Raw genomic sequence first — 20,442 nt, forward strand, 5'->3', positions numbered from 1 at the left:
CAGAAGTACCGAGACCGAACCCATGACTACGGCAAGTTCCACCTCACGGGTCTCACCCAGGGCGCCCTCAATACTTACAAGGGCTTCGTGGACACCGTCTTGGCCGACAGAGACTTCCGTTTCTTCTGTTGCGTCGCTGCTCGAGATCCTGCCGACCCGGTGGCACGGTTCGCAGATCCGTGGACGGCCTACCTGAAGTTGTTCGAACGGTTACTCATAGGGGCGATCCGACCGGGATAAATAACGTCTCACAGCGGGACTCGCCGGTTCCCGGTCGCCCAAGGCCCTGCTCGCAGACCATGTCGCCAAACGATGTGTGTGCCCGATTTCCTGACCGAGAGGAAGACTGCGTGCCTCGGCTTGAGGATGTATGACCATGCCTCCCAGCCCGGCATCGCTGGGCCCGATGTCGGGGAGTAAAATGACTATGTACCGGGTGTGGGCCTCTGGCCTATAGCCCGGTATTTTCTTGCTGTGCGGAACCCGGCCCAGCGGCGTTGTGCCCGGACGAGTACCCCGACGATGGCGCCTCCACCGGCCGACCCAGCGGCGAGGTGCGGCGGAAGGCGCGCACCGAGCGGCGCTCGCCGTGGGCGGCGTCGGGCTCCCAGGGCTTTTCGGTCTCCGAGATGGCGATGTGCCGGGCGATGCGGGTGAGCTTGACCTCCTCCGCACGGCGGTGCTGCGCTGTGGTGTACTGCGTGACCATGAACAGCACCACGAGCGCGTAGAGCACCAGGTCCGTACCACGGCCGATGCCTAGGAACCGCGCGACGTTCGTGACGAGGTCCGGGACCAGGATCGAGATGGCCGCGAAGACGAAGAACGCGACGGCCGCGAGCCGGCGGATCGCCTGGTGCTTGGCGTTGGCCCCGCCGCGCACGAGCGTGAGCGCACCGTACGCCACGGCGAGGATGAGGACGATCTGGACCACGATGGTCATGTGGGGGCTCCCGCTACTTCACGAACAGTTCGGTCAGGATGTTCACACCGTTGAGCAGAGACTGGCCCTTGCCCTTGGAGTACTCCGTGTAGATGATCTCCACCGGGTGCTCGACCCACCGGGGCTGGATCTGCGCGAACTGGTTGACGATCTCGGAGGCGTGGGCCATGCGGTTCTGTTTGAGGTGGATCTTGCCCAGGGTCCCCCGGTCGATGGCCCGCAACCCGTTGTGGGCGTCGGAGAGGTCCATCCCGCTCGTGAACTTGGACACGAACGCCGCGGTGCGCAATACGAGGCGTTTTAGCGGTGAGACCTGCGTGCGGTCGTCCAGGAACCGGGAGCCCAGGACCACCTCGGCCTCACCGGAGCGGATGCGCTGAACCATGTCGTACGCGTCGATCACCCGGTGCTGGCCGTCGGAGTCGAACGTGACCACGCAGTCCATCTCCGGGTCTTGCAAGGCGTACTCGAAACCCGTCTGCAGGGCGGCACCCTGACCGAGGTTGATGGGGTGCTGGACCACCACGGCGCCGGCCTCGCGGCAGATCCGTGCGGAGTCGTCACGGGAGCCGTCGTCCACGCACACCACGTGCGGGAACGTCCGGCGGAGGTTCTCCAGGACCTCCCCCACCACCTGGGCCTCGTTGTACACGGGCATCACAATCCACGCTCGACTCACCCGACCATTGTTCCATAGCGCGCGGCACCCCCCAGTCCCGGGTTGGGCATCCCCGGGTCTCCCTCCGGCCCGTCCCCGCACCGAGGGGACCCAGGGCAAGCAGCCGGTGGGGGCACCTCCCGGGGCGGCGTCCACTAAACTTCGCACGTACCCAACCCCCTGCCGTTTGGAGTCACCGGTCCCGTGAGCTGGACAGAAGCCCTTCCCCCCTACGCCCTCGCAGGGCTGCTCATGGTCCTGCCGGGTATCCTGCTCAGTGTCGCTCTGGGTCTGCGCGGGCTCGCCCGCTGCGCGGCCATCATTCCCCTGTCGGTCGCGGGGTTCAGCGCCTCGGCCGTGATCTACGGCCTCGTGGGGGTGCCGTGGAACCCGCTCACCGTGGCGGCGGCCTTCGTGGTTGTCGCCCTCGTGCTGTGGGTCGCGCTGATCCCCGCACGACGTCACCTGGCGGGGCCGCGGGTGGGCACCGCCTTCGGGCGGGAACGCGTCACTGCCACCACGGTGGGGCTGTGGTGCGGTGCGCTGCTGGGCATCGGGATCGTGGTGCAGCGGCTGCATCTGATCATCCAGGTTCCGGACGCCTACTCGCAGACCTATGACGCGAATTTCCACTACAACGCTGTGCGCTACATTCACGACACCGGACAGGCATCCTCCCTCACCCTGGGTGGTCTGGGCGTCGGCACGCCCTCCTTCTACCCTGCCGCGTGGCACGACACCGCAGCGTTCGTCACGCAGGTGGGCCACCTCCCGGTGGTTCTCACAGCCAACGCCATGACCATGATGGTGTGCGGCGTGGCATGGGTGCTGGGGTGCCTCTACTTCACCACCCGGCTGCTCGGATCCAGGCCGGCGATCGCGGTGGCGGCGGGACTCCTGGCCTCGTCCTTTCCCGCGTTCCCCTTTTTGCTCAGCTTCTACGGCAATCTCTTCCCGAACGCGATGTCCATCGCATTCCTCCCCACCTGGCTGGGCCTCCTCGCAGAAGCTCTCAGCCTCTCCCGGGAGCCGCATGCGGGCTCACGAAGTGCGCTGTGGCTGACCGTCCTCGCAGTCACTGGCGCCATGGGGCTGGCACACCCCTCCACCGTGGTGGTGGGCCTGGCGCTGCTGTGGATCATGCTTCTGACGGTCTGGTGGCGCGGTGTGCGCCGTTCCCGTCCCTGGTGGCTCACGCTCCTCGGCGCGGTAGGTCTCGTGGCGTGGCCCGCGGTGCTGCAGCAGATCTGGTTCGCGGCGCGCGCTTCCCAGACCGCCTCCACGTGGGCACCCCACGCCACGGAGCCCCAGGCCCTCGGGGAGGCCCTGGCCACGGTCCATCCCGATGCCCCCCATCTACCGTGGGCGCTGGTGATCGTAGTGCTCGTGGGAGCGGGCAGTCTGCTGCGCCACACCTCCCGGTGGGTCGTCGGCGCCTGGGCATTTCTCGTGTGGCTCTACGTGCTCGTGGCCTCGTCCCGGGACGTGGAGCTGCGCTACGACTGGGGGGGTGTCTGGTACAACGACGTCCATCGCATCCTCGCGCTGATCCCCGTCCTGGCAGTGCCCCTCGCCACCGCCGGGGCCGTGGCTATCCTCCGCTGGTTGCTCTCGCACGCGCGCCGCGCGGTAACCCGCGCGATCCGGAGCCCCCGCGCCTCGGGGCGGCTACGGCTGGCGGGGGATCGCGCATCGACTGCCCTGCGTTCCCCCGCCGTCAGGGCGCTCGGGGGCCTGCTGGCGGTGTTCGTGGGTTGGCAGCTGCTGCAGACCCAGCCCATGACGGACACGGTGAACTATGGCAAGCACCAGTACGCGGGCTACGGGGACTACCCGTATGCCCTGGTCTCCCCCGAGGAGCAGGCGCTGTTGGAAGAGCTGCCCCGGTACGTTCCCCAGGACGCGGTGGTGTTCGGCAACCCGCTCACCGGCACCTCCCAGGCGTACGCCGTCTCGGGCACCCGCGTGCTCTTCCCCCACAACGGCCTGGTTGCGGACAAAGAGGCCTCCACCATCGCCCACCACCTGGACGAGCTGACCACGAACCCCGCGGTCTGCCCCGCCCTCAAGAAGCACGACGTCCAGTTCGTCCTGGACTTCGGCACCCGCCAGGTCAACCCGTACGGCTACTTCGACACGAAGGGCTACGACCAGCTCACACCGCAGAACGGCTTCGAGCTCGTAGCCCAGACCGGCCCCGAGGCGAAGCTCTACAAGATCACCGGATGCGGCGACTGAGCCCGGCAGTACCACGGGGAACGACGGCGCCGCGAGAGCAGGACCTTCGCGGCGCCGTCGTTCTCTGGTCCGGGCACGGACCCTGCCCGGTCAGCCAGCCAGGGGCCCGTCCAGGTCCGGGTCGTACTGGGGTACGAATTCCTCGCCGCGTTCGGCGGCCTCGCGGGCTTGCCACTCGCGTTTGCGACGCTTGTCCTCGAGGGCGCGCGCGAGGCCTTCCGCGTGCTCGCGGCGCACCTCCTCCTCGGGCTGGTTGCGCATGTGGGCGACGGCGCCGTAGACGTTGCCGTCGAAGACCTTGTTGCCGTGGTCCATCACGATCCCGCGTTCGCAGATGTCCATCACGAGGTTGAGGTCGTGGCTGACCACCACGAGGGTCTTGCCCCGGCGCACGAGGTCCTTGATCCGACCGATGCATTTCTTCTGGAACGGCTCGTCCCCCACGGAGAGGATCTCGTCCACCAGGAAGACCTCGGGGTCGGTGTGGATGGCCACGGAGAACGCGAGGCGCAAGTACATGCCGGAGCTGTAGAACTTGACCTCGGTGTCGATGAACTCGGCGATCTCGGAAAAGGCCACGATGTCGTCGAACTTGGCGTCGATCTCCGCCTTGTCCATCCCCAGGATGGCGCCGTTGAGGTAGACGTTGTCGCGGCCCGTGAGATCCGGGTGGAACCCCGCGCCCACCTCGATGAGCCCCGCCACGCGCTCCCGCGTGAGCACCTCCCCCGAGTCCGGGTTCATGACCCCGGAGATCATCTTCAGGGTCGTGGACTTGCCCGAACCGTTGAAGCCCAGCAGGGCCACGGTCTCACCGTCGTAGACATCGAACGAGACGTCGTTGAGTGCCGTGAACTTGGCCGTGAGGTCCCCCTTACGGCCCTTCACGAGCCACACGAAGGCCTCCTTCATGGAGCGGGTGTGGCGCAGCACGAACTCCTTGGTCATGTGCCTGACCCGGATGGCGACGTCCGCCTCGGTGCGCCCGGGGGTGTGCGGGGTGACTGAACTAGACATGATTCACAGCTCCTGCGCGAAGTTGCCCTCTTGGGACCGGAAGAGCCGGTCCGCGATCACGAAGAGGATCAGGCTGGTGACGATGGCCAACGGGGTCCAGCCCGTCATCAGGTGGGGCGGGACGTGCCAGATCTGCGGGTTATCCGTGGTGGGGAACCAGAACCCGTAGTGGAACAGTTCCACGGCCACCGTGAGGGGGTTGACCATGTAGACGTAATACACCCAGTCCCACAGCTTCTCCCGCACCATGGTCCACATGTAGAGCACGGGCGAGGCCCACGTGGAGACCATGACGATCAGGTCCACGATGTTCTCCGCGTCCCGGAAGAACACGTTGAACGTGGTGAACAACATGCCCAGGGACAGGGAGAACAGGGCGATGATCAGCGTCCCCACGACCACGGCCAGCAATTGTTTGAGGTCCGGGCGCCACCCGGTCACGAGACACGCGAGCAGCAGGATGGCCAATTGCGGGACGAAGTGGATGAACGCGACCAGCAGGTTGGACACCGGGAACAACTGCCGTGGCAGGTAGATCTTCTTGAGCAGACCGCCGTTGGCCACCACCGAACGCGATGCGTTGCCGAAGACCTCACCGAACAGGTTCATCACCACGATCCCGGAGAACAAGTAGACCGCGAAGTTCTCGATCCCCCGGTTCAGGTCCAGGAACACGCCCATGGCGATGTAGAACACCAGGAACTGCACGCCCGGCTTGAGGTAGGACCATAACAGACCCAGCACCGTGCCGCGGTACCTGATCTGGATCTCCTTGTCCACGATCAGCTTGAGCAGGAACCTGTTGGCGAACACGTCCCGCAGGCCGCGGTCCTGCCCCGGAGGCCGCAACTGCGTCGCGGGGGCTTGCATTTCCATCTGCCGTCCTTTCCTCGCACGGGCCGTTGTGCGCCGTGACCGGATACACGCCGACGCCGCACGCGGAAGTCTGCGTGCGGCGTCGTGCAGGGGCCAAATTACTGCGCGGGGCCGTTCTCCGCAAAAGTCCGCGCCCACGCGTCCACCGAGGTGATCTCCGGGAGGGCGGCGCGGTACTGCTCGCTCAGCGCGTCCCAACGGGAGAGCAACTCGGCGTGGAGCTTGACGCTCTCCATCATGAGCTCACGGACCTGAGCGGGATCCCGGCGGTACCAGGACGCCCCGGTGCCGTCCGCGTTGGAGACGATCGCCGAGTCCAGGGACGCCAGGTAGGACCAGTGGCTGTCCATGTGCGCCACGCTGGCCTCCGGGTACTCCTTGGCCATGTCCCGCACGGGGCGCAGCGTCTGCTTGAGCACGGTGCGCAGCGCCCACGGGATCAGCTGCGCCTTGGTCGGGGACTTGGGAGCCCCCATGGTGCGCGGGGGCTTCTTGCGCCGGACCGGCGGCAGAGTGGCCGGGTCCTTGACCACGCGCGCGTCCGAGTACTCGTCCTTCATGGCGCGGATCTCGGGCATGCGGGTGGGCAGCATGGCGTGCAGCCCGTCCGGGCCGTCCAGGACGTCCTGGATCGCGAGCAACACGGACTTGGCCGGGTAGTACTGCATGGACACCACGTGTTTGGTATCCGTGGTCAGGGACTCGCGCAGCATCCGCCCGCCCTTGGCGAACGGCGAGTGCAGCAGGGCCGCGATCAGGCGGTTGCGCTCGTGGAAGTACGCCTGCCAGTCCACGGCGTCGTCCTTGTCCGCCCACGACACGTGCCACACGGCCGCACCCGGCAGGGAGATGGTCGGGTAGCCGGCGGCCTTGGCGCGCAGCGAGTACTCGGAGTCGTCCCACTTGATGAACACCGGCAGGGACAGCCCGATGTCCTCGAGGACCACGCGCGGGATCAAACACATCCACCAGCCGTTGTAGTCGGCGTCCCAGCGCCGGTGCAGCTGGGGACGCGAACGCAGACCGCGCTCGGCGAAGTCCACGCCGCCCAGGCCGTCGATGGGACCCCACAAGAACCGATAGGGGTTCACGACCTCCGCGTACGCGTTGAGCAGGGGCTTGTTGTACATGTCGAACATGTGCCCGCCCACGATGGACGGGGTGTGGCACATGTCCGCGAACGCAGTAGCCCGCAGCACGCCCTCGGACTCGAGCAGGATGTCGTCGTCCAGGATCAGGACGTAGTCGGACTTCTCCACGCCGTTCGGGGTGTCCCGGCCGCGCACGACCTCGTACATGTTCCGGGCGAAACCACCGGAACCTCCCATGTTCCCCTGCCGGATCATCCGCAGCTTCCCGCGCATGGCCTTCTCGGCCTGCGAGAAATCGGGTTCGTCCTGGACCAGCTTGTTACCCTGGTCCACGATGATCAGCTCGTCGAGGACCTCGTCCAGGCCGTCCGCCTCGGCAATGGTCTTGATCGTGTTGACGCAGTAGTCCGGGCGGTTGAACGTCGTCACACCCAGGGTCACGCGACCCACCGGGCGGCCATGGGACGGCACGAGCCAGGACGCCGCGTCCAGGACCATGCCCTCCTCGTCCGCGATCAGGTCGAACCAGTACCAGCCGCCGTCACCGAACGGGGCCAGCGTGAGCTCGAACTCGCACGTGGCGCTCCCGCTGACCCGGCGGTCCTCGACGCGCTGCGCGACCCCGCGAGCATTCGTGCGGTACACGATGAGCGATCCGGCACCCGTAGTGCGCACACGCAGCACCACGGACTCGGCCACGGTCCAGCGGCGCCAGTAGGACGCCGGGAACGCGTTGAAGTAGGAGCCGAACGAGACGCGTCGCCCGGCCCGGATCCGCACCGAACGGCGCGAGAGGATGTCGTCCGGGTGCTGGTTGGCGGTGTCGGCGCCGGCCGAGGACGGGCCGTCCCGGTTGATGGGACCGTCGATGTACAGCGGCAGGGCGTCCAAGTCCTTGTTCGCGGGGAACACGACCCGGGCCACCTCCCGCAGGTCCTCCGCCGTGCTGGGCTCCGTGTTGATCTTGGCCAGGTACTCCTGGTCATCCGTGGTCTGCGGTTCGGGCTGGCTGGCCTGTTCCACGCGTTCGCTGCTCACTCGTCCACTCCTCCGCTGCTCAGGGGCGCACCGGAGGTGAAATGCGGTGCGATCTTGTTGTCCACCATGGACAATGCCGAGCCGATGGCCATGTGCATGTCCAGGTACTTGTAGGTGCCTAGGCGGCCGCCGAACAATACCGACGACTCCTCCTTGGCCAGATCCCGGTACGCGAGCAGCTTCTCGCGGTCCGCCTGCGTGTTCACGGGGTAGTAGGGCTCGTCACCCTTCTCGGCGAAACGCGAGAACTCTCGCATGATCACGGTCGCGTCCTTGGTGTAATCACGCTCCGGGTGGAAGTGGCGGAACTCGTGGATGCGCGTGAACGGGACGTCCTCGTCCGGGTAGTTCATCACCGAGGTGCCCTGGAAGTCCTCGATGTCCAGGACCTCCTCCTCCAGATCGATCGTGCGCCACGAGAGGTCGCCCTGGGCGTAGTCGAAGTACCGGTCCACCGGGCCCGTGTAGACCACGGGGACCTGGCCCACCACGTTCGACTTGGAGAACTCCTGGGAGTCGTCGAAGAAGTCGGTGTCCAGGCGCACGTCGATGTTCGGATGGTCCGCCATGCGCTCGAGCCACGCGGTGTACCCGTCCACGGGCAGGCCCTCGTGGGTGTCGTTGAAGTAGCGGTTGTCGTACGTGTAGCGCACGGGCAGCCGGGAGATGATGGACGCGGGCAGGTCCTTCGGATCGGTCTGCCACTGCTTGCCGGTGTAGTGCTTGATGAACGCCTCGTACAGCGGGCGCCCGATCAGCTGGATGCCCTTGTCGTTGAGGTTCTGCGGATCCGTGCCCGCCAGTTCACCGGCCTGCTCGCGGATCAGATCGCGCGCCTCCCCCGGGGAGTACGCCGCGCGGAAGAACTGGTTGATCGTGCCCAGGTTGATGGGCATGGGGAACACCTCCCCCTTGTGCCGGGTGTACACCCGGTGCACGTAGTTCGTGAACGCGGTGAAGCGGTTCACGTACTCCCACACGCGCTCGTTCGAGGTGTGGAACAGGTGGGCCCCGTAGCGGTGCACCTCGATCCCGGTCCGCTCCTCGTTCTCGCTGTAGGCGTTGCCGCCCAGGTGGGAACGCCGGTCGATCATGGTGACCTTCAGACCCATTTCTCGCGCCGCTCGTTCCGCCACGGTCAAACCGAACAGACCCGAGCCCACGACCACCAGATCAGTGTTCATGTGTTTCTCCTAGCATCTTCCGCGATTCATGCACGGACATCGTCTGGCCTAAAAATACCGGACACCACCCCGTGCGCCCTGTGTGACCCGCACAGCGCCGCGCCTCATGAGCGCCGTCACACGGCGGCGTCGTGCGCGGGGTGCGACGCCGCTCGGCCGCTTCGGCGACGGCGCCGCAGCTCGGAGGACGGCGGGGTCCACGTACCGCGGCGCCGGGATGACAGCGCGGCGCGCGCTCCGCGTTCAGCGGGCGTCCCGGGTGAAGCCGCTGAGCACCCACGCGGCGGCGGCTCGCCCCGACGCCGCGAGCGACGCGTTCTCGCGGGCCCACGTCCGACGGCGCTCACGCGCGCCCTCGCGCTCACCCGAGCGGGCGTCGTCGAGCGCGCGTTCCATGGCGTCCGCGACCGCCTCGGGGGTGAACTCCACGGGCGTTCCCAACCGGTTCTCGGACACGAGGCGGGCACCCGCGCCCACCCCGGCGTAGATGGACGGTATGCCGCACGCGGCGGCCGCATAGAGCTTGGTGGGCTTGGAGAAGTCGTACCCGGTGTGCGGGATGACGGAGGCGAGGGCGGCCACGGCACCCCGCAGGAACGCCGCGGTGCGCGCCGGGGGCTGCACGCCGTGGAACACGACGTTGTCCGGGGCCAGCCGCGCGGCGACCTCCTGGACGCGGGTGAGGTCCGACCCGCGCCCCAGGACGTGCAGGGTCACCCCGGGGTGGCGCGGCAGGATCCGGGCGAGCGCCTCGATGAAGATGTCCATACCCTGCCATTCGGACACGGACCCCGCGTACACGAAATACGGTCCGTCCCACGGTTCGGCGGGGCCGTCCGCGGTGAAGGTGTCGGTGTCGATCCCGTTCTCGGCGAGGAACATCTTGTCCCGCCCGACCCCGGTCACGCGGCGCAGTTCCTCGCCCATCGACTCGGACACCGTGATCACACCGCCGGCGCGCCGGGCGGACACGGTCTCCGCGACGCGCATCAGCTGCGTCACCACCGAGGGGACGTCCATGTTCAGGGTCGCGGAGGTCCACACGTCCGGGTTGTACCAGATGTACGGACGACGCCGCAGTGCACTCGACAGCCATACCGCGAGTCCCGTGGTGGGGGGTGGTTCGCTCACCACAATGTCCGCGTCCATGGTGAGGAGGCGGGCGAAGGCCTGGACGTCGAAACTCAGGTACTGGGCGACGCCGCGGACGTAATCCTCGCTGTCCCGCAGAACGGGGACCCGCACGATGCGGTACGGCTCGTCCACGGTGGCCGCAGCCATGGCGCGGGGCGGGTTCGTGGTCAGGACCGTGACGTCGGCCCCCTCGGCGGCGAAGCCCCTGGCCAGGGCGGCCAGACGGAAGGACGCGGCCGCCGGTTCGGGGAGGAAGATTCGGCTGACGATGACAACCTTGCGGGGTCTCATGGCCTTTACTGTCTCATGATTCACGCCCCACTCCGGACCGCGTCCACGGCGCGTGCATGGGCGTTCGGTGGGAAGATCGGCCCGCGGTAAGCCCACTGCACGAGCGAGCCCTTGTACTCCCCCGCGCCGCGCGGATCCACACGGCGGGACGTGTCCTCGCCGCGGGCGGTCACCGGCGGGTGAAGTGCTGTCATGCAGTTGAGTCTCCGGATCACGTGGGCCGGTTCCGGCGTGGTCCACACTGCGCACCTCACCGCCGCATCGGGTGCGCGCGGGGCGGACCTGCACGCCGAACTCGCCCGACTCCTGGGGACGCCGTGCACCGCCGTGGTCTCGGGCGTCGATCTCGCGGCCGCGCGCGTGGGCACCCCGCCCCTGACGGATGGTGCCACGGTGGTCCTGACCCCGGAGGCACGGACCCTCGACGACGCGGACGTGCCGGCCGGGCCCGCTCGGGCCTCGACGCCGGGTCCCCCATCCCCGGTCGTGCCGCTCGCGGATTCACAGGAGACCGCGTATCTCGTGGCCGTGGAGGGCGTCGGGGTGGGAACGCGCTTCCCGCTGGCCCGCGGAACGCATCAACTCGGCCTCACGCCCCACGAGCCACGATTGCTCCCCGCGTCGCAGCTAGGGAAAGACCCCGCCCAACCGACCCTGATCATGGATGACGTGGGCCTGCGGGTGCTCCCGGGAGGCGCAGCACTGCGGCACGGCGACCGGGTCCGCGTGCGGGCGGACGGTCGCGCGTGCACCCTGCGGGTCTCGTTCCCCCCGGCGCACACCGAGGACCTGGCCTGGCCGGATCCGGCGGTGCCCCCGGCAGGATTCACCGCCCAGGAGGCGGATCCGGCCCACCCCTTGCGTGTGGATTCCCCCGCGGTCGGGAAGTCCCGGATCGCCCTGATCACGGGTCTGCTCCCCCTCCTGGCCGGGATCGGTATCGCGGTGGTCACCCACTGGTGGTTCTTCCTGGTCTTCAGTGCCCTTGGTGCGGTCACGTCCGCGGTGGGTTGGTTCGGCGAGCGCGGCGCGCGGCGCGATCATCGACGTCGCCTGGCCGCGGCACTCCAACGGGACCTGCGCCGCTGTGAGAAGGCGGCGCCGTCGGCCGCGGAGATCGTGGCGCGCGGCCGGGCGGTGCGCAGCCCGTCCCGGAGTGACGGCGGCGGACCCCGCCCGGCCACCGCACTGTCCCATGACGCCACAATGCCCGGACGGATCGGCGCCCCTGCTGAGCGGACACGTCGGTGGGTCCGGCTGGGTCACGCGGCACGGTCCGCGCACATCGTCGGTGACCGTGCGACGGCGCCTCGCGCGGCATTCCACTCCCACGCTCCTGTGTTACTGGATCTGGCGGGGATCGGCAGCCTGACCCTGGTTCTCGACCGGGAACGCGCGGAGGGTGTTCTCCATGCCCTGGCCGTGCAGTTGTTCACGGGGCACGCGGCGCTCGCCGCATTGCGCGTGTCCCCGGGCATCACATGGCGCCCGCCCGTGGCCCACGATCTGCTCGCAGCACCCCGCGAGAATCCCACGGCCTCTTCACCGGACCGGGACGTCGCGTTGGAGGTCGTGACACCGGCGTGGGCCGCCACCGCGCCGGCCACGCCCGGGACGCTTCGCATCATCGTGACGGCAGACCCGGAGGGTGCCCCCGGGGACACCGTCGTCACCGCGGGACCGGACGGCCTGCGGCTCAGCAGCCGAGTGGTCCATGCCGTTCCGGGGCTTGCGGAGACCGGGCTCGGGACGCACCTCGCGTTCACGCCGGACACCGTGACCTTCGACACCGCAGAGGCGGCGATCCGCGCGTGGCGACGAGCCGCGGGAGGCGCTCACGGTGGGCCACTGCCTCGCCGCGTGGGCTCGCACGAGCTGGTGGCCGCGCACCTCGGTCCGACCTCCACCTCGCTCGTCGGCACGTGCCGTGGCGGGTCCGCCGCTCGTCCCCAGCCCGCGACGTCGAACGCAGCGCTGGCCGCGGTGTTCGGCGTGTCATCCGCGGGGCCGGAGGACGTCCGGCTCGACGACGAGAACCCGCACCTGCTCGTCGCGGGCACCACGGGATGCGGGAAGTCGGAAGTGCTGCGCACCCTCGTCACGGGGCTCGCACACGCATTCCCACCCGAGCGCCTGGAATTCGTGTTCATCGACTTCAAGGGCGGGGCGGCCCTGGCCCCGCTGACGGGGCTACCGCACGTCACGACCCTGCTCACGGACCTGGGACCCGACGAGGTCCGCCGCGCCCTGGCCTTCCTACGCTCCGAGGTGCAGCGCCGCGAGCGGGTCCTGTGCTCCCTCGGGCTCAATGATATGGCGCAGCTGCTGTGCGCCGCGAGCGGTGCACTTCCCCTACGGGAGCTCGTGGTCGTGGTGGACGAGGCCAGGATGCTCACGGATGCCTTCCCGGATGCAGGGCAACAGCTCGCGGTGATTGCCGCGGTGGGCCGTTCCCTCGGTGTGCACCTCGTGCTCGCGACCCAGCGTCCCCAGGGTGCATTGAGCGCGGACGTGCGCGCCAACATCACCCAGGCACTGTGTCTGCGCGTGCGCAGTGATCAGGAGTCGATGGACGTACTCGGAACCGCCGCGGCGGCCCGCATCGCCCCGGGCATCCCGGGCCGCGGGTTCCTGGACCGCGGGGACGGGCGGCCCGTGGAGGTGCAGGCGGCGGTCCTGACCCGTATGATCCCACCGCGGCCCGAGCCCCTGGTGCTTCGTTTCGATCCCGGACCCCTTCCGAGCCCGCCCGCCGCGGGAACCGGGCACGTCCGCCTCACCGCGTCCTCGGAGCGGGAAGCCGGGGTCACCGCCGCGGTGCGCGACGTCTCCCGCGCCTGGCACGGGTATCCGCCGCCCACCTCCACTGATATGGCATCGTCTCGCGTTCCCGCCGACGCCGCTGTCCCACCGCCCCTGCCCCGCCACGTGCCCGCGGTGCGCACCGACGGTGACGAGGTGGATCTGGGTGCCGCGGAGAATCCGGCGGCCCACTGGTGCGGGCGGGTCTCGTGGCACCCGTGGCAGGACGGGCCGCTGTTGCTGATCGGACGTCCCGAGGCCACGCGCAAGGGACTGCGCGATGTGCTGCGGCGCTGCGCCCACATCCGAATCCCGACCGCCACGGACGAGGCACACACGGGGGTGGCGGTGTACGTCCTCACCGCCTCGGGCCAGCCCGTGGAGGGGCTCACCACGGCGGGCGGTCGGCCCCTGCACCCCGCTGTCCGCGGCTGTGCCCGTGCGGACCAGCCCGGGGACGTGGCCCACCTGGTGCGACAACTCCATGAGGGGCTCGAGCACGCGTCCACCGTTCCCAGGGATCCCCCGTCACGCGCCGTCCTCGCCGTGGACGACTGGGATCGCTGTTGCCAGGTCCTGCGTGCGAGCACGTGGGCGCATCTGGAGGACGAGCTGGTGTCTCTCATGGCCACGGGTGCGTCCGGCGGGCTGTCCTGCGTGGTCGCGGGGGATCGCGCGCTGGTTGCGGGACGCGCTTCCCACCTCGGCTCCAACCGCTTGTACTTCCCACAAGGACAGAGCAACGATGCCCTCGTGCAGTGGCCCCGCCTGCCCCCGTTCACGCCGCATCCCGAGCGAGCCGCCCTCGCGGGCCCGATGGCCGCCCGCTGCACGCCGTGGGGCGTGGAGGATTCTTCGGGGCACCTCGCGGTCGTCCAGCTCGCCAGGTGGCTCGGACCCAACGCGCCCGCGGTCGCCCACAGTGCCCCGCCCGGACCCACCGTGCCCACGGGCCTCCGGGATGCCCGGCTCGTTCCGCCACGGCCCGATGAACCTGCGGGTGCACTCGCCGCCGCGTCCCAGGATTCCCCGGACGCACGGCGCACCGACGGCCCGACGCACCAGCCGGCGAACCCGTGGCCCACGTCGTTCCCCTTGCCCACCGTGTGGCATGTCCCCGATCGGTCCGTGGCCGGCTTGGTGCTGGGTGTCACGCGGGACGGGCAATGCGCCGTTCACCCGTGGGGTCCCGGTTCGACCCTGATCGTCGCCGGCCCGGCGCGGTCGGGGCGATCCACGTTCCTTGACGCCGCCCGTTCCGGGTTGGCTGCACGCGCATCCGGAGACGGCGGGCCTGGACATCTCGTATTCGCCGGCTCCCCCAGCACCGCAGCCGAGGCCGAGGAGCTCCTGCACGCCGCCAGGTCAGCTGATCGGTCGGCCACGATCGTGATCGACGACGCCGACCACCTCACCTCCGATGTCCTTCGGGCACTGGCCACCGCGTGGTCCGCGCATGCTTCCCCGGTCGAGTCCCACCAGGCGGCGGACAGCTCAGCCACCGCCTCGGCCCAGCCCGGGGCACGAATGATCGTGGGCGTGCGCCTCACGGATGCGCTCGCGGGGACCTTTCCCCCGCTACTCGCGTGGCGACAGCACGCGGACACGCTCCTGGTGCGTCCACGGCGGGTGTTCGACGGTGACGTGTTCGGCGTGTCCCTCACGGGCCTTGCGCTGGGCGGGCCGCCCGGCCGCGCGGTCTGGGTGCACCGCGGCCTCGCGGAACCGGTGCAGCTGCCCGCGCCCGCGCAGGCGGTCACAGGGTGAGAGGTACGACGACGCTCGGCCCCGTTCGGCGGGCCACGCCCCGCAACCGTCCGGTCACCCGGGGGCCGTTGCGGTGGACGCCATCACTGCCGGCTCGCGCGAGCATCGGTGCCTGAGGTCCCGGCGTGCTCCGCGGGAGGTCCCACGAGGTCAGCGAGCGACGTCGTCGTGGGTGCGATGCATCCAGGCGACGGTGCGCGGTGCGAACAAGCACAGGACGGTGACCACCGCGATCGCCGCGACCACGATCCCCCAGAAGCCCACGGTGAGCTGCAGGAAGGACAGTCCGACGATCAACAAGAACGCCTGAGACACCAGGACCGCGGCGCGCGGCCAGCGTAAACCTCGCCAGGTCCCGCGGGCCGCCGCGCCGAGCCACAACGCACCCGCGGCGAGCACCACGGTCGCGAAGATGATCCCCGCGATGGGTAGGACATGCACGGAGAACAGGGAGACGACCAGGCCCACGGCAACCGCGAGCAATGCCGCACCCTCCAACGCCACCAGCACGGTGATCACGGATGCGGTCCAGGGCCGGGAGCTCGCGGCTCCGGGGGCGGTACGACGATCCGGGGCGGCCATGCGGAAAACCTTTCGGCGGGAACGGGAGCACTCCCACTGTAGTGACCGCATCGGCCCGCGGCCGGTGACGGATGCCGGGAACCTGTCCCGTCCGCTGATGCCGGAGGCCGATGCCACCAGTCGGTGCCGCGGCTCATTCGGGAGACCGGTCCTAACACTCGGTCCCGGCCACCGATGCCGGCCGTCGGCCGCGCGGGCAGCGGCCCGAGCAACCGGCCCCACGGGTCCGTCTCATCGGTGGGTCCCAGCCGCCGGTACAGGGGCCGGCCTCGCGCACGGACATCCGGCGGCAATCGTTGCGAGGGGCGCCTTGGGATGTGATATAGCGCTCACACCCTTGTTTACTGTGTGTTTACGTGGGAAAATAGTGGGCAGAATCCCCAAGGCCCGACATTCACGGGCCTTTTCTGTGTGTCATTCCCCCCGGAAATCCGCGACGCGGCCCGCTGCCGCATTGCGTGGGATGCGCACGGGCCCGCACCCACGAACCCGAAAGGAGCCGTGCCGTCATGGATTGGCGTAGTCGCGCAGCTTGCCTCGAAAAGGATCCCGAACTGTTCTTCCCGGTGGGCAACACCGGCCCCGCCCTGTTGCAGATCGAGGAAGCCAAGGCCGTGTGCCGCACGTGCGAGGTCATGGACACGTGCCTGCAGTGGGCCCTCGAATCCGGTCAGGACGCCGGTGTGTGGGGCGGTATGAGTGAGGACGAACGGCGTGCGTTGAAGCGCCGCGCCGCCCGCGCCCGCCGCGCCTCCTGAGTCCGTTCCCCACGGCGGCCCGTGACCTGTTCCCACGAGCAGGTCACGGGCCGCCGTCGTCCGCGGCCGGCTGGGCGTGTCAGGAGCGCCCGGACGTCGCCCGCGGGAACCGGGCGGTGATGATCACGCTCGTCCCACCCCCGTCAGCGGGTTGCCACCGAATGCCGCCCTGCAGCTCACCGGCCACGAGCGTGCGCACGATCTGCATCCCGAGTCCCTCGCCCTCCGCGGGTGGGCGGTAGGCGTCCACACCGGATTCCTCGATCACGGCGTCCCCCATGCCGCGCCCGTCGTCGTTGATCGCGATCTCGACGACGCGGTACCTCTCTCCCGCGTCCGTGACCTCGTCCTGCCGGTGCGTCACCGCGAGCTCCACGGTGCCGTCCCGGTCCTTGAGCCCATGCTCCACGGCGTTGGCCACGATCTCGTTGACCACGAGGGCCACGGACGTCGCGCTCTTGGACGGCAACCGCCCGAACCGGCCGCTGACCCGGGTGCGCACGTGCTGGCCCGCGGAGGCGGTCTCCACCGCGAGTTTGACCTGGTGGCGGATGAGGTCGTCGAAGTCCACGTCCTCCGAGATCTCGTGGGACAGGGACTCGTGCACGCGCGCGATCGCACTCACGCGCCGCATGGCCTGCTGCAGGCCGTTGCGTCCCTCGTCGGAATGCATGCGCCGGGACTGCAGGCGCAGGAGGGCGGAGACCGTCTGCAGGTTGTTCTTGACCCGGTGGTGGATCTCCCGGATCGTCGCGTCCTTGGACACGAGCTGCAGGTCGCGGCGCCGCAGTTCCGTGACGTCCCGGCACAGCAACAGCGCCCCGGTGCGTTCCGGGCCCTCCCGCAGCGGGATCGCACGCAGCGTGGCGGAGGCCTTGCCGGTGGCCAGTTCCGCGCGCCACGGCATGGTCCCCGCGAGCACGGGCGCCAGGGTCTCGTCCACGCCGGGGGCGGTCAGGGGCAACTGGCGTGCCACGTGCAACAGGTTCTGCCCCGTGATGTCCCCCGCCAGACCCAGCCGCCGGAACGTGGACAGACCGTTGGGGGAACAGAACTCGACGCTCCCCTCGGCGTTGAGCCGCATCATGCCGTCGCCCACGCGCGGGGCGCCCCGGCGGGAATCGGTGCGCACCGCGAAATCCGGCCACGTCCCCTGGTTCGCCATGCGCAGCAGGGCCGAAGCCAGCTCGTGGTACACGAGTTCCATGCGGGACGGCAAGCGGTCGTGCTGGGGGTCCGCGGTGAGACTGAGGACGGCGATCGTGCGGTTGTTGCGCACGAGCGGCACGAGGGTGACCGACCGCGACGCGAGGCTCGACCACTCGGACGGACCGGCCCATTCGATCCGCCGGTCCACCCACGCCCTGCGCAGTGTGAACGCAGCCTCGCCACCCACGACCTCCCCCACCATGTCTTTCTGGTAAGCGGTGGGTCCCGTGGTGGGCCGGGCGTGCGCCAACACGAGGAACTCGCTGCCCTCACCCGGGATCGGATCCCCCGTGGGGCTCTCGGCGGCGGGGATCGCGTCCGCGGGGAAGCACAACAGCAGGTCCCCGAAGCCCAGGTCCGCGACCATCTGCCAGTCCCCCACGAGCAGGTGCAGCCACTCGGCGTCCCCGGCGTCGAAGTCCGGGACAGATCGCAACGGATCCGTGAAGGCCATGGAACGCTCGCTTTCCGATGCTCAACCGCGGCGCAACCACGCGCCCATCCGACGCCCCAGCCTAGTCCCCGCCGGACCCGCTCCCGCGCCCACGGGTTCTGCCGCGCCCTCGTGTGCATCGGGCTCACGCATCCGCCGCACGAGCTCCGCGAGCCCACTCATCTCGTGACGTAGCGTGCTGCGTGGCGCTGTCTCCGAGAGCACAGCACCGGCGAGCAGGGCGTCGTCGCACGCCTTGGCGTCCCACGAGAGGGTGTGGGCCACGGGGTGCCCGGGCGAGAAGCGCTCCCAGGCCTCCCGCACGGACTCGGCCGCGGAGCGACCGGTGGCGGCGGCGCGCAGTTTGTTCATGACGACGACGATCCGCGCGTCCGGTGCCGCGTCCAACAGGTCCGGCAGAGCCTTGACGAGCCGCGGTACGCCGAGGGTGTCCGCTGCGCCGAGTGCTATCACCACGTCCGCGGCCGCGACCGCGGTCAGCGTCCCGGCATTGCGCCGCGGGGCCATGAAGTCGGAACTGATCTCCTCGTCGGACTCGAGGCCGGAGGCGGTGTCCACGACCACGGCGTCGTAGTCCTTCCGGGCACGGTCGAGCACGAGGTCCAGGGCGGAACCCCGGATCTCGGGCCAGCGGTCGTAGCGGGTGATCCCGGTCAGGACGTCCAGCGAGGCGCCCGCGACGGACACCGTGCTCGCGCAGCGTCGCAATCCCTCCCGGTCCAGCCGCGCCTGATCGGCGAGCCGGCACGCCTGCGCCAGCCCCGCGGCTTCGTCCAGCATCCCGAGGCTCGCCGCGACCGAGGCGGCGTAGGTGTCCGCGTCTACGAGCAGCACACGCCGCCCGAGCAGGGCAAGTTCGGCGGCGAGATTGAGCGAGGTGACCGTGCGGCCGGGGGCCCCCATCGGTCCCCACACGGCGATCACCCGGCAGGCTTCGGCATGGTCGAGGGCGTCTGAGTCATCGAGGTCGTGCGCCGTCGCGGGATCGCCGGATGACCCACCGGGTACGGCAGCCCCCGAGCCGAGTCCGGCGGCGTCGGGGCCGATGTGACCTTCCCCATGGGTGCTGTCCGGGGAGGATGCGGACTTTGCGACTGCTCGGCCCGCGGCTCGCCCGGCTGCTCCTTCGCGCGACGCCGGCCCGTCCGCGGGTGCATCAGTCGCCGCCGCGCCGTTCGATACCGCTGCCTTCGATGCCATTCCCTTTGACGACGTTCCTCTCGACGCCGCTTTACGCTCGGGTGCCGGGCGTTCGCCCGGCGCCGCAGCGCCGTCGTCCCGCACCGACGACGGCGAGCGTGCGGGACCGAGCATCGCGCGGGTGATGATCCGGGCCAGCTCCTCCCCGGTGGCGTCCGGGGGTACGCTGCCGACACCCAGACGCTGCACGCGGGACTCGTCGTGTCCCTCGACCACCAGGACCCGCAGGTCGTCGGTCTCGAGTTGATCGAGCAGGCTCGCGGTGAGCTCCTCGGCGCCCTCCGCGACGAGCGCCACGTGGGCCATGCGGGTGTGGGCGCACGCGAGCAGCTCGGCGAGGTCCAGACAGCGCCGCACCACCGTGACGTCCCCGTGCAAGCGTTCGAGCCGGTCCACGAGCGGCCACGTGCTCGTCCCGAGCGTCACCACTGAGATACTCACGAGCCGGAACCCGCCGTGTTGAGCACCAGGGTCACCTTGGCGTCGTTGCCGAGCGCGTCCACGAGCGGACCCACCTGGGCCTGCGTGACGAGCACGTAGACCGTGGCCGAGGCGTTACCGCCAAGCGCCGTGTCCTTGGTGTCCACGCGCGCGATTTCCGCGCCCGTGACGAGTTTCTCGGGCGCCCCGTACCCGCGCCCCGTGGGTTTGGGCTCGGCCACCCACACGTCCACGCGGGACCCCGCCTCCGCCTGGGCCGGCATGGGGGTGGTCAGGGCGACCCCCACAGGTGTGCGGTCGAGCTCGTCCGCGGTGCCCACCGCCGCAGCCGGCACGAGTTGCCCGCGCGCCACGCGCTGGGTCACCACCGCGTTCTCCCGCAGTTGCCCGTCCGGGACGTACTGCGCGGAGGAATCCTGCAGGTGTGCGTCCACCGTGCCCAGGTCCTCCCGCGTGATCCGTTGCCCCACGGAGAGGTCGTTGGCCGCGACGTAGTACGGCTGGGTACGGTTGGCCGTGGCGACCAGCAGGGTCACCCCCAGCACGGAGAGCAGGACCAGCAGCAGCCCCACGAGCAGCCGCGGATCCCGCCAGGACGGTTTGCGGAATCGTGCGGCCGTGGACCGTCCCGAGCGCTCGAGCGCCGCGGTGCTCCCCATGCTGACATCCTTTCGTGATGCGCCGGCCCCCGCCGGCTGCACCCGAGTGTGCCGCGTCGCACACCGCGCTGGGAAGTGTGACGAACAACCTGTGGACGGA

The 20,442-nt window shown here is 69.7% G+C and carries 15 protein-coding genes; 3 read left to right on the top strand and 12 right to left on the bottom strand.

The genetic code is table 11. The features are described from left to right. Positions 1–451: 451 nt before the first annotated feature. Entirely contained in the window at positions 452–943 is a 492-nt protein-coding gene (locus J1M36_RS03370; protein ID WP_098053997.1) for a DUF2304 domain-containing protein, read from the bottom strand. 13 nt (positions 944–956) lie between these two features. Continuing rightward, entirely contained in the window at positions 957–1,622 is a 666-nt protein-coding gene (locus J1M36_RS03375; RefSeq protein WP_239318262.1) for a glycosyltransferase family 2 protein, read from the bottom strand. Between the two features lie 183 nt (positions 1,623–1,805). Between J1M36_RS03375 and J1M36_RS03380 the strand changes: the two genes are divergently transcribed. Continuing rightward, on the top strand, positions 1,806–3,839 hold the full coding sequence (locus tag J1M36_RS03380) for a DUF6541 family protein (RefSeq protein ID WP_206478657.1): 2,034 nt from the start codon (positions 1,806–1,808) through the stop codon (positions 3,837–3,839). Positions 3,840–3,929: 90 nt separating this feature from the next. Here J1M36_RS03380 and J1M36_RS03385 read toward each other — a convergent pair whose 3' ends face one another. From J1M36_RS03385 to J1M36_RS03410, 6 genes are all read right to left on the bottom strand, one after another. After that, on the bottom strand, positions 3,930–4,856 hold the full coding sequence (locus J1M36_RS03385) for an ABC transporter ATP-binding protein (RefSeq protein ID WP_064845820.1): 927 nt from the start codon (positions 4,854–4,856) through the stop codon (positions 3,930–3,932). Between the two features lie 3 nt (positions 4,857–4,859). Continuing rightward, positions 4,860–5,732 carry an ABC transporter permease gene (locus J1M36_RS03390; protein WP_064845819.1) on the bottom strand — a complete coding sequence of 291 codons (873 nt, stop codon included), beginning with the start codon at positions 5,730–5,732 and terminating at the stop codon, positions 4,860–4,862. Between the two features lie 98 nt (positions 5,733–5,830). Next, entirely contained in the window at positions 5,831–7,861 is a 2,031-nt protein-coding gene (locus J1M36_RS03395; protein ID WP_206478658.1) for a glycosyltransferase, read from the bottom strand. Next, positions 7,858–9,045: a UDP-galactopyranose mutase gene (gene glf, locus J1M36_RS03400; protein ID WP_035965266.1), complete on the bottom strand. Its 1,188-nt coding sequence runs from the start codon at positions 9,043–9,045 to the stop codon at positions 7,858–7,860. The genes J1M36_RS03395 and glf overlap by 4 nt, the downstream gene beginning before the upstream one ends. A 243-nt stretch (positions 9,046–9,288) precedes the next feature. Further along, positions 9,289–10,470 carry a glycosyltransferase family 4 protein gene (locus tag J1M36_RS03405; protein ID WP_064845818.1) on the bottom strand — a complete coding sequence of 394 codons (1,182 nt, stop codon included), beginning with the start codon at positions 10,468–10,470 and terminating at the stop codon, positions 9,289–9,291. A gap of 20 nt (positions 10,471–10,490) precedes the next feature. Next, positions 10,491–10,664 carry a hypothetical protein gene (locus J1M36_RS03410; RefSeq protein WP_206478659.1) on the bottom strand — a complete coding sequence of 58 codons (174 nt, stop codon included), beginning with the start codon at positions 10,662–10,664 and terminating at the stop codon, positions 10,491–10,493. Between J1M36_RS03410 and J1M36_RS03415 the strand changes: the two genes are divergently transcribed. After that, positions 10,663–15,039 (top strand): FtsK/SpoIIIE domain-containing protein, encoded by a 4,377-nt coding sequence (locus tag J1M36_RS03415; RefSeq protein ID WP_206478660.1) that lies wholly within the window; start codon positions 10,663–10,665, stop codon positions 15,037–15,039. The two genes, J1M36_RS03410 and J1M36_RS03415, sit on opposite strands and share 2 nt — an antisense overlap. Positions 15,040–15,189: 150 nt before the next feature. Here the strand turns inward: J1M36_RS03415 and J1M36_RS03420 are convergent, their stop codons facing one another. Further along, positions 15,190–15,621, bottom strand: a complete 432-nt coding sequence (locus J1M36_RS03420) for a hypothetical protein (RefSeq protein ID WP_206478661.1) — start codon at positions 15,619–15,621, stop codon at positions 15,190–15,192. Positions 15,622–16,130: 509 nt separating this feature from the next. Between J1M36_RS03420 and J1M36_RS03425 the strand changes: the two genes are divergently transcribed. Beyond that, the gene (locus J1M36_RS03425; protein ID WP_019309413.1) at positions 16,131–16,379 is read left to right on the top strand and encodes a WhiB family transcriptional regulator; all 249 of its coding nucleotides are present in this window, start codon (positions 16,131–16,133) and stop codon (positions 16,377–16,379) included. Between the two features lie 79 nt (positions 16,380–16,458). On the opposite strand, the gene J1M36_RS03430 is transcribed toward J1M36_RS03425, so the two are convergent. The 3 genes from J1M36_RS03430 to J1M36_RS03440 are packed head-to-tail and all read right to left on the bottom strand — an operon-like array spanning position 16,459 to position 20,342. Beyond that, positions 16,459–18,042 carry a sensor histidine kinase gene (locus tag J1M36_RS03430; RefSeq protein ID WP_206478662.1) on the bottom strand — a complete coding sequence of 528 codons (1,584 nt, stop codon included), beginning with the start codon at positions 18,040–18,042 and terminating at the stop codon, positions 16,459–16,461. A 21-nt stretch (positions 18,043–18,063) separates the two neighbouring features. Further along, the gene (locus J1M36_RS12660; protein ID WP_193519908.1) at positions 18,064–19,683 is read right to left on the bottom strand and encodes a CpaE family protein; all 1,620 of its coding nucleotides are present in this window, start codon (positions 19,681–19,683) and stop codon (positions 18,064–18,066) included. Beyond that, positions 19,680–20,342: an SAF domain-containing protein gene (locus J1M36_RS03440; RefSeq protein WP_193519909.1), complete on the bottom strand. Its 663-nt coding sequence runs from the start codon at positions 20,340–20,342 to the stop codon at positions 19,680–19,682. Before J1M36_RS03440 ends, J1M36_RS12660 begins: the two co-directional genes overlap by 4 nt. Positions 20,343–20,442 lie beyond the last annotated feature (100 nt).

Source organism: Kocuria sp. KRD140, assembly GCF_017168375.1.
Taxonomy (GTDB): Bacteria; Actinomycetota; Actinomycetes; order Actinomycetales; family Micrococcaceae; genus Kocuria; species Kocuria marina.

What these genes read in the sequence shown, in the direction of transcription:
- J1M36_RS03370 (WP_098053997.1), bottom strand. Translation starts at nt 943, where the DNA reads ATGACCATCGTGGTCCAGATCGTCCTCATCCTCGCCGTGGCGTACGGT.
- J1M36_RS03385 (WP_064845820.1), bottom strand. Translation starts at nt 4,856, where the DNA reads ATGTCTAGTTCAGTCACCCCGCACACCCCCGGGCGCACCGAGGCGGAC.
- J1M36_RS03390 (WP_064845819.1), bottom strand. Translation starts at nt 5,732, where the DNA reads ATGGAAATGCAAGCCCCCGCGACGCAGTTGCGGCCTCCGGGGCAGGAC.
- glf (WP_035965266.1), bottom strand. Translation starts at nt 9,045, where the DNA reads ATGAACACTGATCTGGTGGTCGTGGGCTCGGGTCTGTTCGGTTTGACC.
- J1M36_RS03405 (WP_064845818.1), bottom strand. Translation starts at nt 10,470, where the DNA reads ATGAGACCCCGCAAGGTTGTCATCGTCAGCCGAATCTTCCTCCCCGAA.
- J1M36_RS03415 (WP_206478660.1), top strand. Translation starts at nt 10,663, where the DNA reads ATGCAGTTGAGTCTCCGGATCACGTGGGCCGGTTCCGGCGTGGTCCAC.
- J1M36_RS03410 (WP_206478659.1), bottom strand. Translation starts at nt 10,664, where the DNA reads ATGACAGCACTTCACCCGCCGGTGACCGCCCGCGGCGAGGACACGTCC.
- J1M36_RS03420 (WP_206478661.1), bottom strand. Translation starts at nt 15,621, where the DNA reads ATGGCCGCCCCGGATCGTCGTACCGCCCCCGGAGCCGCGAGCTCCCGG.
- J1M36_RS03425 (WP_019309413.1), top strand. Translation starts at nt 16,131, where the DNA reads ATGGATTGGCGTAGTCGCGCAGCTTGCCTCGAAAAGGATCCCGAACTG.
- J1M36_RS03430 (WP_206478662.1), bottom strand. Translation starts at nt 18,042, where the DNA reads ATGGCCTTCACGGATCCGTTGCGATCTGTCCCGGACTTCGACGCCGGG.
- J1M36_RS03440 (WP_193519909.1), bottom strand. Translation starts at nt 20,342, where the DNA reads ATGGGGAGCACCGCGGCGCTCGAGCGCTCGGGACGGTCCACGGCCGCA.